At 63.7% G+C, this 12,849-nt stretch carries 12 protein-coding genes; 6 read left to right on the plus strand and 6 right to left on the minus strand.

All coding sequences use genetic code 11. The features are described from left to right. Positions 1 to 110 precede the first annotated feature (110 nt). The 5 genes from glgA to AB7951_RS06080 form a co-directional block, all read right to left on the minus strand. Entirely contained in the window at positions 111 to 1,532 is a 1,422-nt protein-coding gene (gene glgA, locus AB7951_RS06060) for a glycogen synthase GlgA (RefSeq protein ID WP_120291586.1), read from the minus strand. Between the two features lie 198 nt (positions 1,533 to 1,730). After that, positions 1,731 to 3,122, minus strand: a complete 1,392-nt coding sequence (locus AB7951_RS06065) for an MFS transporter (RefSeq protein WP_120291584.1) — start codon at positions 3,120 to 3,122, stop codon at positions 1,731 to 1,733. A gap of 183 nt (positions 3,123 to 3,305) precedes the next feature. Further along, positions 3,306 to 4,712, minus strand: a complete 1,407-nt coding sequence (locus AB7951_RS06070; protein WP_439061830.1) for an MATE family efflux transporter — start codon at positions 4,710 to 4,712, stop codon at positions 3,306 to 3,308. Beyond that, positions 4,709 to 5,212 carry a helix-turn-helix transcriptional regulator gene (locus tag AB7951_RS06075; protein WP_120291582.1) on the minus strand — a complete coding sequence of 168 codons (504 nt, stop codon included), beginning with the start codon at positions 5,210 to 5,212 and terminating at the stop codon, positions 4,709 to 4,711. The genes AB7951_RS06070 and AB7951_RS06075 overlap by 4 nt, the downstream gene beginning before the upstream one ends. A gap of 199 nt (positions 5,213 to 5,411) precedes the next feature. Beyond that, a complete protein-coding gene (locus AB7951_RS06080; protein ID WP_120291580.1) occupies positions 5,412 to 6,974 on the minus strand; it encodes an AMP-binding protein in 1,563 nt (520 codons plus the stop codon). Positions 6,975 to 7,162: 188 nt separating this feature from the next. On the opposite strand from AB7951_RS06080, the gene AB7951_RS06085 reads away from it, so the two are divergent. Genes AB7951_RS06085 through AB7951_RS06095 form a run of 3 tightly spaced genes read left to right on the plus strand, consistent with a single transcriptional unit; the run spans position 7,163 to position 9,174 of the window. Continuing rightward, on the plus strand, positions 7,163 to 7,771 hold the full coding sequence (locus tag AB7951_RS06085; protein ID WP_089265314.1) for a LemA family protein: 609 nt from the start codon (positions 7,163 to 7,165) through the stop codon (positions 7,769 to 7,771). Positions 7,772 to 7,795: 24 nt separating this feature from the next. Continuing rightward, positions 7,796 to 8,677, plus strand: a complete 882-nt coding sequence (locus tag AB7951_RS06090; RefSeq protein WP_120291578.1) for a TPM domain-containing protein — start codon at positions 7,796 to 7,798, stop codon at positions 8,675 to 8,677. Further along, complete coding sequence (locus AB7951_RS06095; RefSeq protein ID WP_120291576.1) at positions 8,677 to 9,174, plus strand: TPM domain-containing protein; 498 nt, start codon at positions 8,677 to 8,679, stop codon at positions 9,172 to 9,174. Before AB7951_RS06090 ends, AB7951_RS06095 begins: the two co-directional genes overlap by 1 nt. A 122-nt stretch (positions 9,175 to 9,296) precedes the next feature. On the opposite strand, the gene AB7951_RS06100 is transcribed toward AB7951_RS06095, so the two are convergent. Further along, complete coding sequence (locus AB7951_RS06100; protein ID WP_120291900.1) at positions 9,297 to 9,908, minus strand: glutathione S-transferase family protein; 612 nt, start codon at positions 9,906 to 9,908, stop codon at positions 9,297 to 9,299. 174 nt (positions 9,909 to 10,082) lie between these two features. Here AB7951_RS06100 and AB7951_RS06105 point away from each other — a divergent pair, with 174 nt between their 5' ends. The 3 genes from AB7951_RS06105 to AB7951_RS06115 all read left to right on the plus strand — a co-directional run bounded on the left by AB7951_RS06105 (position 10,083) and on the right by AB7951_RS06115 (position 12,831). Further along, positions 10,083 to 11,051, plus strand: a complete 969-nt coding sequence (locus AB7951_RS06105) for a hypothetical protein (RefSeq protein ID WP_147421709.1) — start codon at positions 10,083 to 10,085, stop codon at positions 11,049 to 11,051. A 94-nt stretch (positions 11,052 to 11,145) separates the two neighbouring features. Then, on the plus strand, positions 11,146 to 12,660 hold the full coding sequence (locus tag AB7951_RS06110; RefSeq protein ID WP_120291572.1) for a hypothetical protein: 1,515 nt from the start codon (positions 11,146 to 11,148) through the stop codon (positions 12,658 to 12,660). 12 nt (positions 12,661 to 12,672) lie between these two features. Next, complete coding sequence (locus tag AB7951_RS06115; RefSeq protein ID WP_199712103.1) at positions 12,673 to 12,831, plus strand: hypothetical protein; 159 nt, start codon at positions 12,673 to 12,675, stop codon at positions 12,829 to 12,831. Positions 12,832 to 12,849: the final 18 nt, after the last annotated feature.

A 12,849-nucleotide genomic window follows, 5' to 3' on the forward strand; every position in this document is an offset into this window, starting at 1 on the left:
GGGTACCGGCCACGCCTTCATGGATGATAGTTGTTGCCAGCTTTTGCCATTATTGTGAAACGGAACTGATCCGCAAGCCAAGATCGGGGTTCACCCGCCGATTTCCCGCGCTACACGCCGGCGACGATCGTCTTGCGATACAGCGCGCTGTAGCTGGCGGCAGAAATATTCCAGCTGAACGATTTCGACATGGCGCTGCGACGCATCGAGTTCAGGCGATCCTTGGAGCCATAGGTCGCGAAGGCGCGCAGGATGCCGCCCAGAAATGACTCGGTGGAGGGCTGCGTGAACAGGAAGCCGGTCTCGCCATCGACGATGGTTTCGGCGAGGCCGCCGGTCTGGTGGCCGATCGGCAGCGAGCCGAAGCGCTGCGCATACATCTGGCTGAGGCCGCAGGGTTCGAAGCGCGACGGCATCAGCGTGAAGTCGCTGCCGGCGAAGATACGCCGTGCCTCGCGGTCGTTGAAGCCGATGGCGACGCCGATCGCATCCGGACGGCGGCGATGCGCGTCCATCAGCGCATTCTCCAGTTCGGTCTCGCCGCGGCCGGTCACGACGATCTGTCCGCCGGCGGACACGATGGCGTCGGCCGCCGACAATACGAGGTCGACGCCCTTCTGATGCACGAGGCGGGCGACCAAACCAAAAATGGGCCCGCGGGAGAGTGCGAGCCCAAATTGTTGGCGTACCCCGTCGGCATTGGCGCGTTTGGCTTCCCAGTCGCCCGCGCCGAACGGTCTCATGAGCTCCGCGCAGACGCGCGGATCCCAGCTTTCGTCGATGCCGTTGAGAATGCCTGTCAGACGCGACTCGTTGGAGCGCTTGGTCAGCAGGCCTTCCAACCCGCAGCCGAGTTCCGGCGTGGTGATCTCGCGTGCGTAGGTCTCGCTGACCGTCGTCAGATGCGACGAGTAGATCAGCCCGCCCTTGAGGAAGGACAGCTTGTCATAGAATTCCAGCCCGTCGATATGGAACGACTCCGCCGGTGCACCGATCCGGCGCAGCGAAGACTTCGGAAACAGGCCCTGATAAGCGAGATTGTGGATCGTCAGGATGGTCGGGATCTTCACCCCGCTCCAGGCGAGATAGGCCGGCACCAAGGCCGCCTGCCAGTCATTGGCGTGAACCAGATCGGCCGACCAGTTTTTGTCGAGCTGGCCGGCGGCGAGCAGTGCCGCTGCGGACGCGAAGCGTGCAAAGCGGATGTCGTTGTCCGGCCAGTCCCGGCCGCAGGCATCGCCATAGGGATTGCCGGGGCGATCGTAGAGCTGCGGGCAGAGCAGGATATAGATCGGCAGCCCGTCTTTGGTCGCGGCGAGGCCGACCGAGCAGGCGGGCATTTCCGCCAGCGCCGGGCATTCGCCGACGATCTCGATATCAGGAAACTGCGTGACGACGTCGCGGTAGCCGGGAAGGATGATGCGAACGTCGGTCCAGATGCGCAGGGCTCTAGGGAGAGCGGCGGACACGGCTGCAAGGCCGCCCACCCGGATGAAGTCGTCAATCTCTGGAGTGACGAACAGTACCCTCAAGAAATGCCCTCGTGCCCGCCGCGGCTACAAGGATACGAAACTGGTCCAGCGTCTTTGGGTACTTACGGAACCGAAGGGCAATGGAACTCAGTTTTGTTACTTGCGCTGCAAAATATCTGTCTCTGCACTGCAGTATATCACATCACTTAATACGGCATTGCAAAAGAGAAATGTGAGTTCGCTAAATTATCTCTGAAATCAGTGACTGGGTGACGACGGGACGATCAGCCGCAGGAAGCTCATGACGCAGCCGAGCGCGGCAAAGCCGGCACCGAGCGCCAGCGCCCAGGTCGCGCCGCCATGGCCGAACAGGCCGAAGCAGAAGGCGGCGAGCGCCGCGCCCATGCTCTGGCCGGTGAGCCGGGCAGTGGCCACGATACCGCTGGCGCCGCCGCTGCGGCCGGCGGGGGCGCTCGACATGATCGCCTTCATGTTCGGGGCCTGGAAGAAGCCGAAGCCGGCGCCGCAGATCACCATCCGCCAGACGATATTGGCGACGCTCGGGTCGGGCGGCAGGGTGGCCAGCAGCACCATGCCGATGCCGAGCAGAGCCATGCCGATACCGCCGAGAAGCCCGGCAGGATAGTGGTCCGACAACCGGCCGGCGATCGGCGCCATGATGCCGACGACCAGCGGCCAGGGCGTCAGGAAGAAGCCGGTCTCGACTGCCGAACGATGCAGAACTTCTTCGAAATAGAACGGCAGTGACACAAAGGCGAGGCCCTGGACGGAGAAGGAGCAAACCGCCGTGGCCGCCGACAGCGCGAACAATGGGCGGCGAAACAGGTCGATCGGCAGCATCGGTGCAGGGTGATCGGCCTGCCGGCGGAGCAGCAGCCAGCCGAACAACAGGCCGGCAACCAGTTCTGCGACGACAATGGACGGTGCCGTGTGATGGGCGGCGCTGTCGATGCCGAGGATCAGCAGGCCGAGGCAGAGCGAGGTCAGCAGGGCACCGAGAAAATCGAAACGATGGGTGGCGCGCGTGGTCTTCGGCAGCGTCTTTAGGCTGATGACAATGGCGGCGAGGCCGAAGGGGAGGTTGATCGCGAACAGCCAGGGCCAGGTTGCAACCGACAGGATGCCCGAGGCGATGGTGGGGCCGAGGGTGAAGGCCGTCGCAACGACGAGGGCGTTATGACCGAGCCCGCGGCCGAAATGGCTTGGGGGATAAACCACGCGGACCAGCGCGGCATTGACGCTCATGGCGCCGGCGGCGCCGAGGCCCTGCAGCACCCGCGCGAACAGTAAAGTGTCCAGCGACCACGCGAATGCGCAGGCGACCGACGCGATCGTGAACAGGATCAGCCCCCCGAGATAGATGCGCTGATGGCCGACGATCTCGCCCAGGGCGCCGAACGGCAGCAGCGTGGCGACCATGGCGATCTGGTAGACATTGACCACCCAGATGACATCCGCTGGCGTGGCATGCAGGTCGGCGGCGATGGAGGGCAGCGCGATATTGGCGATGGCGGTATCGAGCGAGGCCATGGCAAGGGCGGTAAAGATCGCAAGCCGCGCCCAACGCTGCTGGCTCGGCGTCAGCCCTTCCGTCGGCTGGGGAGCCTGTGCCGCGATACCGTCTGCCATAGCTGGGGATTCCTGGGTGCGGCCGAACTGACCGCCGATCCGCGCTATCTAGGATAGTTCGCTGTGCCCCTACAGGCGTGCAACTGCATGAGGCATATGCACATCTTTATTCCCAGCGGAAAATCCGCTTTCGGCTGATCACATCGCTGTCAGGCGATCACATCGCTGGCGATTGCATCGCCGTCAGGCCGGCTTGGTCTTGAACCAGGTCCCGGACGCCACCGCCGTGACGATGATGGTGCCGTAGACGACTAGGGCGAAGGTCAGGCAGGCAAACAGCCAGGTCAGCGATCCCGTCAGCCGCAGCGCCAGCCAGCCGCCGCCGATGGAGATCAAGAGGCGCAGCACGCCGGCCAGCAGGGGATAGAGCATCTTGCCGGCGCCTTGCGAGGCAAAATACAGCGACAGGCCGAGGCCAAAGAAGCCATAGGCGGGGCCGACGATGCGCAGATAGGCGCTGCCGGTTTCGATCATCTGTGGGTCCGACCCGAACAGGCCGAGCCACGCGGCCGGCCAAATCGCGGCCGCCAGGCCGACGGTTTCGGTGATCACGAACACCATGCCGCCGCCGATCAGCGCTGCCCGCAGCGCGCGCTGCTCCTGTCCGGCGCCGATATTGGTGCCGACCAGGGCGACCAGCGGTCCGCCAAACCCGAAGGCCAGCGGCACCATCAGATATTCCAGCCGGACGCCGGTGCCGAAGCCCGCCACGGCGTCGCCGCCGGCGAAGCCGCCGACCAGTGCGGTGGTCAGCAGCACCGTGAAACTCGTCTGCAGCGAAATCACCGCGGCGATGGCGCCGACGCGCAGGATGTCGGCCGAGAGATCCCAGCGCAGCCGGGCCAGCTTGAAATGGACGATGCAGCGGCCCGAGAGAATGTAGCCGGCGAGCACGGCGCCCACGGTGAAGGTGGACAGCACCACGGCCCAGCCGCCGCCGGCAATGCCGAGGGCCGGAATAGGTCCCCAGCCGAAGATCAGCAGCGGCGACAGCGGGATCAGCAGCACCACGCCGATACAGATCGACAGCGACGGCACCAGCATATTGCCGGTGCCGCGGATGATGCTGGCAAAGCCGTTCATCAGCCAAACTAAAACGCTGCCGCCGAACACCACGTTGGAATACTGCATGGCCGCGTCCAGCGCGCCGCCGCTGACGCCCATCGCCGTGTAAATCGCACGGCCCCAGATCAGGAAGATTGCCGAGCCGATCAGACCGAGCAGGATATTGATGAGCGTGGCATGCATCACCAGCGCCTCGGCATCGTCGGTGCGCCTTGCGCCGAGCGCACGCGCGATCGCCGAGGAAATGCCGCCGCCCATGGCACCGGCCGACAGCATCTGCATCATCATGAAGCCGGGAAACACCACCGCCATGCCGGTCAGCGCATCAGAGCCGAGATGCGACACCCACCAGGTCTCGATCAGGCCGGTGGAAGCCTGCGCCAGCATCACCAGCAGATTGGGCCAGGCGAGCTTGACCAGCGTGGAGGCGATTGGCGCCTGCAGCAGCATGCGCGTCCGCGGGTTCATCTCGTGGACAGGCGCGGCGGTGGCGGCGACGATGGCCTGCGGCGTTTCCAGTTTCATAATGTTCCGTCCTTCTGCGGGCGCGGTTTGCTGAGCCGCCGTTGCACGCGTGCGCTGGCGGCAGGGCCGGGCGCATTGGCGTGGGTGGCTTCGGTGATTGGTTTGCCGGTACGGCGGTCGACCAGGATGGGATCGGCGGTCTCGCCGGTCTCCTTGTCGATCAGAACAACGCTTTCACCCTCAGGCGCGAAGTGCCGGTTGCCCCAGCTTTGCAGCGACCACAGCACGGAGCGGAAATCCCGGCCGCGCGGGGTCACGATATATTCGTAGCGCGGCGGCTTTTCGCAATATTGCCGCTTCACCAGCAGCCCGGCCTCGACCAGCACCCCGAGGCGCCGGGTCAGCATGTTCGGCGCGATGTTGAGGTTCTTCTGGAACTGGTCGAACCGCGTCATGCCGTAGATGGCATCGCGCATGATCAGAATGCTCCACCACTCGCCGACGCGCTCAAGGCTGCGGGCAACCGGGCATTCCAGTTTTTCGAAACTCTTGCGCTCCATGGGGGGAAGATAGGGGAGTAACTATCATCATGCAAGTTACATGGTGGTGACCCTCCACTGTCATTCCGGGGCGCAGGTCAGCGGCGAAGCCGCTGGCAGGAGAACCCGGAATCCCGAAGTGTTCAGCCATGTCGAGATTCCGGGTTCGCGTGCGCAAGATGCACACGCGCCCCGGAATGACGGCGTTAGTGCTAAGTCCTTACCCCACCATCCGTTCGCGCCCGACCCAGAAGCTTGCGCGCAGCGCCTTCTTGTCGATCTTGCCGACGCCGGTCATCGGCAGCTCCGTCACGAACTTGATGTGCTTCGGCGCATGGGCCGAGCCCTTGCGGGTCTTGACCAGATTGATCAGCTCATCCGCATCCGGCTTCGCACCGCCACGCGCGACCACGATGGCGGTGACAGCCTCGCCCCATTTGTCGTCGGGCACGCCGACCACAGCGCACATGGCCACATCGGCATGGGTGGTCAACACATCCTCGATCTCGCGCGGGAAGATGTTGAAGCCGCCGGAGACGATCATGTCCTTCTTGCGGTCGAGGATGAACATGTAGCCGCGCTCGTCGGCGCGGGCGATGTCACCGGTGTGCAGCCAGCCGTTCTTGAGCGTTTCGGCCGTCTGCTCCGGCCGCTTCCAGTATTCCTTCATCACATGCGGCGCACGCACGCAGATTTCGCCCGCCTCGCCGGGGGAGACTTCCTGGTCGTCATCGTCGAGAATACGCACATCGCAGACGGCGATCGGAAAACCGCAGGACAAAAACAGTTCGGGCTTCTTCGGATCATGATCCGTCTTGCGCAGCACCGACACCGGATAGCATTCGGTCTGCCCGTAGAGCTGCGAGAACACCGGGCCGATGCGTTCGATGCCTTCCACCAGCCGGCTCGGCGACATCGGCGATGCGCCGTAAAGCACCAGATCGAGCGAGGATAGATCGGTCTTTGACAGCGTCGGGTTGTCGAGCAACACATAGATCATGGTCGGCACGAACAGCGTGAAATTGATCCGCTCGCGTTCGATGGTCTTGAGCACCGCTTCGGGATCAAAACCTTTCAGCATATGCACCGTGCCGCCGCGCATCAGCGTCGGCAGCACCTTGGTGCCGGCGACATGGCTGATGGGCGCCACAGTGAGATAGCTCGGCGTGTCCGGGATCTCGAAGTCGGACAGAATGGCGCTGGCAAAACCCGACACTTCGCGATGGCGGCGCAGCGCGCCCTTGGATTTTCCTGTGGTGCCGCCGGTGTAGTTCAGCACGGCGATGTCATCGACCTGTGCAAAGTCCCGCGCGGTGGCGCTGCCGCCTGAGCCGACGACTTTCAGCAGATCGATGCCGTAATCTGCACGGCCCAGCGTGAACACGTGCTGCAGGCTTTGCGCGCGCGATGCTAGTTCGCCGCCGCGCTGCAGGAAATTGTCGGCGTCAATGATCAGGATCGTCGCCTCGGCGTCCTCGATCTGGTCGATCTGGTCCTGCATCGAGCCTAGCGGATGCAGCCAGGAAATGGCGAAGCGCGACAGTTGTGCCGCCACCCCGGCGCACCAGGTGTCGGCGCGATTGGCTGTGAGCAGCGCCACTTTCGTGCCGGGCTGTGCGCCGAGGTTCATGAACACATTCTGCAGCCGCGCGATCAGGTCCGTAGTGCCGCGATAGGTGATCGAGCCGCCGGGCCAACTGAAAGCGATGCGATCCGGATAGCGCGCCAGCGCCCGCAAGGTCTGCGCGCCAACGGTCGGAAACGTGTTCAGCACGTCCGTCATGGAAACCTCCCCAAATGTCCTCGGCTTCTGTGGGCCGATGGTTGCGGCAAGGCTAACAACGAATGCCGGGCATGCAAACATAAACCCGTATGGGCATTGCAGCATTCGCGATGAACTTGTGGCGGCTTTCGTCGTTTGCCTGTGCTAGAAGCGGTCGAGCCATTTGAGCCGCGTCACAGGAGAATTTCATGCGCAAGTTTTTGACCGTGCTGGCAGCACTGGCGACCCTCAGCCTGACCAATTGCGGTTACAACGCGATCCAGACCAATGATGAGCAGGTCAAGTCGGCCTGGTCGGAGGTGGTCAACCAGTATCAGCGCCGCGCGGACCTCGTGCCGAATCTCGTGAATTCCGTGAAGGGCTTCGCGCAGCAGGAGAAGGACGTTCTTCTGGGCGTCACAAATGCACGCGCCAAGGTCGGCTCGGTGCAGGCGACGCCTGATGTGGTCAACGATCCCGCCGCGCTGCAGAAATTCCAGGCCGCGCAAGGCGAACTCTCCAGCGCGCTGTCGCGCTTGCTCGTGGTCACCGAGAACTATCCGCAGCTCAAGTCGGACGCGCTGTTCAAGGATCTGATGTCGCAGCTCGAAGGCACCGAGAACCGCATCACCGTGGCGCGCAACCGCTACATCAAGTCGGTGCAGGATTATAACGTCGGCGTGCGCACCTTCCCGAACAATCTGACGGCCATGATGTTCGGCTATAAGGAGAAGGCGAATTTCTCGGTCGCCAATGAGAGCGAAATCTCGACCGCGCCCAAGGTCGACTTCAACCCGACGCCGGCGCCCGCGAAATAGGCGGGTGCCGATCAGGCCGATCCGATGAAGGTGATCAAAGCCTGCCTGCTGGCATTGCTGCTGTGCTGGAGCGCCGTTGCTCTGGCCGATGTGGCCGTGCCGGCTCTGACGGGGCGCGTGGTCGATCAGACCGCGACGCTGAGCCAGGGCGAACAGGCATCGCTCGACAGCACGCTGCGTGATTTCGAGTCGCGCAAGGGCAGCCAGATCGTGGTGCTGATCGTGCCCACCACGGCGCCGGAAGCCATTGAGCAATACTCCATCCGCGTTGCCGAAGCCTGGAAGATCGGCCGCAAGAAAGTCGATGACGGCGCGATCCTGCTGGTCGCCAAGGACGATCGCAAGCTCCGCATCGAAGTCGGCTACGGCCTTGAAGGCGCACTGACTGACGTGACCACGAAACGGATCATGGACGAGATCATCACGCCACGCTTCAAGACCGGCGATTTCGCGGGTGGCATCACAGCCGGCGTCAATCAGATCATCAAGGTGGTCGATGGCGAGCCGCTGCCGGCGCCAGATGAATGGAAGGGCAATTCGAATGCCCTCGATCAGATCATGGAATATGCGCCGTTCCTGCTGTTCGGAGTTCTGATCTTCGGCAGTATCCTGCGCAATATCTTCGGCCGGCTGTTCGGCTCATTGGCCACCGGCGGGCTCGTCACGACAGTGGTCTGGCTTGTCGCGGGCAGCCTGCTGTTCGGCGGCATTCTCGGTGCGGTCGCGTTTTTCTTTACGCTGATCAGCGAGGCCCTCATGTCGGGTGGCGGAGGCGGTGGACGTCGCGGCGGTGGCTATATTGGGGGCGGCGGTGGTTCCTGGTCATCAGGGAGTTCATCGAGCAGCGGCGGCTTCAGTGGAGGCGGTGGCAGTTTCGGTGGCGGCGGCGCTTCGGGGAGTTGGTGATGAGCCTGAAACGCATCGGCAACCATCTGCTCGGCAATCGCTCGCGGGTCCGCAAGGCGTTCCCGCCGCAATCGCTGGCGGCGATCGAACAGGCCATCAAGGCCTCCGAAGCCAGCCATGCCGGACAGATCCGCTTCGTGGTCGAGGGCGCGCTCGACGGCGCGCCGCTGTTCCGCAATCAATCCGCGCGCGAACGCGCCATCGATGTGTTCGCGCAACTGCGCGTCTGGGACACCGCGCATAACAACGGCGTGCTGATCTATCTGCTGCTCGCCGATCGCGACGTCGAGATCGTGGTCGATCGCGGCATCGATGCCCGCGTCGGCAAACCCGGCTGGGAAGCGATCTGCCAGATGATGGAGGCGGAGTTTCGCGCCGGGCATTTCGAGCAAGGCGTGATCAAGGGGATCGACGCGGTGACGCAGCATCTGGTAACGCATTTCCCGCGCGATGCCGGCTCGGTGAATGAGCTGCCCGATGCGCCGGTAGTGCTGTAGCGCTACGCCCTCTCAGCCGTCATTGCGAGCGTAGCGAAGCAATCCGGTCTTCGCTTGTGACCTTCTGGATTGCCGCGTCGCTTCGCTCCTCGCAATGACGTGGAGAGGCCATTGACCTCCGCTCACGCCTTCACACTCTCCCGCGCGCCGACGCGCTCGAACCACGCCGCGACCTTCGCATTTTCGCGATCCCACGGCTGCTTCACCTTGTCGGCGAAATCGAGCCAGCAGAACAACACGATGTCGGCCATCGTGAAGCGTTCGCCGCAGATGAAGGTCTTGCCGGCCATCTGTCCGTCGAGCCAGCGCAGCCGGTCGATGGCAATTGTCTTCAGGCCCGGCGCGCCTTCGGGTACGCAGACGATGCGCGTCTCGAAGCGCTTCAATCCCTCCGAAAAGCGATAGCCGTTGGCGATGTGCTGGCAGATGTTGAGATCGACGCGCTGCCGCCACATTCGCGCTTCGGCGCGCTGTTCGGGCGTGGTGCCGATCAGCGGCGGCGTTGGATGGGTCTCCTCGACATATTCGCAGATCGCGACCGTTTCGGACACATAGGCGCCGTCGTCGAGTTCGAGCGTCGGCATCTGGCCATGCGGATTGCGCGCCAGATGCGCGGGCTCGCGGTTCTCGCCACCAGCAAGATCGACGGTCTGGACGGGGAGGCTGATGCCCTTCTCGGCCAAGAACATGCGCACCACGCGCGGATTCGGTCCGATGGAATCGTAGAGCTTCATGGCATTTCCCCGATTGTTCTGTTTGCTGGTGTTGTGCGGGCGGGGCGCGTGCGCGTCAAGCAACGGTTCCCATCGCCGGACAAGAGGTGAAATTTTCGTAAGCACGGCACCCGGTAAGGATTTGGCAAGCAATGAAAGTTACCAAAGTGTTCATCTATTCCGGAGAATTTGATCGTGAGCGAGCACAAGGCCGATTCCACCCCAGACGTCAGCGGCGATCACGTCGATACCGGCGCGGCGGCGGCGGCCGGTTCCCACGATGCTGACATTCACGTGGATTCGCCGAAGCTCGCACCGGAGCAGGGCGACGATCGCAGCGGTGCTGACCGTCCCGCCCAGATGCCAAAGAGGGAAGCGCCGAAGCTCGGTGCGCCAGGCCGGATCACCATCATGGCTCCCTCCCGCGACAGCGGCCCGGGTGACGGCGCATCCCGCGAGAGTGCATCGCGCGAGCACTCCTGGGAAGACTTCGTCAATTCAGAGCCGAAGATCGAGTCGGCAGAGAAGGCTGGCCGCAGCCGGATGATGGCCATTGCCGCGATGATCGCGCTGGGCATCACCGTCGGCGCAGTCGGCGGTTCGGTCGCGATGTCTGGCCTCGGCAAGCTGTTTGCCGCCGACGACACCAAGTCGACCAACCAGGCGCTGGAAGAACATATCGCCCGTCTCGACGGCGAACTCTCGGCGCTCAAGGCCGAGGTCGACCGCAATGCCAAGCAGTCCATTGCGGCGCGCGCGAAGTCTGCCGAGCGTCTCGACAAGCTCGAGAAGGGCCAGGCTGAACCGGCCGCGAAACTCGCCAAGCTGAGCGAGGCCGTCGAAAAGCTGCGCACCACGCCGCAGCCTGCTGCTGCGCCGGCCCCTGCACCGGTTGCCTCGGTACCGGCCAAGGAAGTCACCGGTTCGATCAGCGCCCCGGTGCCGACCCCGGCACCGAAGCCCGAAGTTGCGCGCCTGCCCATGGTCGAAGGCTGGCGCATTATCGACATCGCTGGCGGCGGCGCCACCATCGAGGGCCGTGCCGGAATCTTCGAAGTCTATGCCGGCGATCCGGTTCCCGGACTCGGCCGCATCGACGCGATCCGCAAACAGGACGGCCGCTGGACGGTGGTCACCTCCAAGGGCCTGATCGTCGCCCGCTGATCCACCCTTCTAGCGACGAATGCGTTCAGGCCGCTGCTGGTGCAGCGGCCTTTCTTTTGGGCTAGCCTCCTGACGTGACGTCTGGGATAGCGCCGTGCGACTTCGCTTGAGCTTCATTGCCGTGCTGCTCGGCCTCGTGGCTCCCGTCGCGCGGGCGGATGAGGGCAATGGTCTCGCGGTCACCGATCCCGGTGTGTTGCGGGCACTGGAAACGCACAACACCCACGGTCTCGGCCTCGCGCAGCTGCTCGATCCCGCGCGGACAACGCCGATCTCCAACGATGCCCTGTTCGCTCTGCCTGCGATGACGCTGGTCCGCGCCGCGCTGGACGATGCCTTTGCGCGCTATCTCGCCGATCACCGCACACACCAGCCGGGCGTGAGCATCGGCGTCGGCCCCGGCCATGACGTGCAACTGTTCGACCAGGCGATGCTGACATCGCCCGATGCGCGCTTCGTGCTCGCCGGAATCGTCAATCGTATGGACCGGGCCTATGTCACTCCGGATACCTGCGGTGAGATCAGGCTGATCTATCGCCTCACGCGCACGGCCGCTGGCATAACGCCGCCGCGCCTGCCGATGACGCTCAATCTTGTGCTTCGTGCGAAGGACCCGAACGATGCGTCGGTGACATGCGCGGATCTCGCCGGGCGCTGGCTCGACTCTGCGTCATTCACCGAGACTGGCGCTGCACGCGCGGATCGTCTGCTGAAACCGGATGGTCCGCTTGCGACAATCACAGCCGCGCATATCGATCGCGTCGAGACCAATCTGCAGATTGCGCATCGACCGAAGTCCGAGACGCAGGAATTCCGCACCGACTATTTGCAGAAGGTGTTTCGCTTCGATGCCACCGTGAAGCAGTTTTGCGAGGCACCCATGGAGAACCAGATCGACCGTGACCGGTTGCTGGCTGATGCGGCGCTCGGTCGCGCGTTTCGCGACTGGCTGCTTGCGCCCGCCAATCTCCTTGCTTTCGATCGCGGTACAGTTTTGATCCCCGAGAAATTCCTTGCGACCACGTCGCTGTCGTCGACACCAGCCGGCTTTGCACCGTCGGCGCTACAGCCGGAGTTCGGGCTGATGGCAGCGGATGGTAAGGGGAGGGGTGTGTTCAGCGAGCGTGACGTCGTCGCCGCGCTGGAGCGGGCGGTGGCGCAGGGCGGCGCGCTCCAGAACATCCGCTCGCCCGCTGGCTTTGTGCGCCGGCTGAACGACATTACCTGCGGTGGCTGTCACCAGATCCGCGGCATCGGCGGCTTCCATTTTCCTGGTGCGAATACGCTGGCAGAGCAATCGCAGGGAACGGTTCCGGCATCGCCGCATTTCATCGGTGACCAGCCCCGCCGTCGCGATATCGTCATGGCGATGCGCAATGGAAAGGCGCCGGATTTTTCGCGCGGCTTTTCGGATCGCCCGCAGATGCGTGGTAACAATGAACTCGCGGGATCGCCTCTCCTCGATGGCTGGGGCGCGACATGTTATCGACCGAAGCAGAAGGGCGTCGCGGACAAGAGTTTTGCGTCCTGGACCTGTGCCGAGGGTCTCGTATGTCAGCAGGTCGGCGCAGATGCGTCGTCTGCGATCGGCATGTGTTTCGTGAAATGAAATGAGGACGCGATGAACGAGGCCGACAAAGAGATCAAGGAACGCGACATCGCGATCGCCGAGAACGAAAGCAAACAGCAGACGACAAGCAGCATCCGCGTCAGCGTCTGGGCTATCGGTGTGGCGGTTCTGCTCGGGCTCGGCTTCTTCGGCTGGCTGCTGGCGCGCTAGTCGAAAAATATGCCTCTC

Origin of the sequence: Tardiphaga sp. 285_C5_N1_2 (assembly GCF_052076065.1) — a bacterium.
Taxonomy (GTDB): domain Bacteria; phylum Pseudomonadota; class Alphaproteobacteria; order Rhizobiales; family Xanthobacteraceae; genus Tardiphaga; species Tardiphaga robiniae.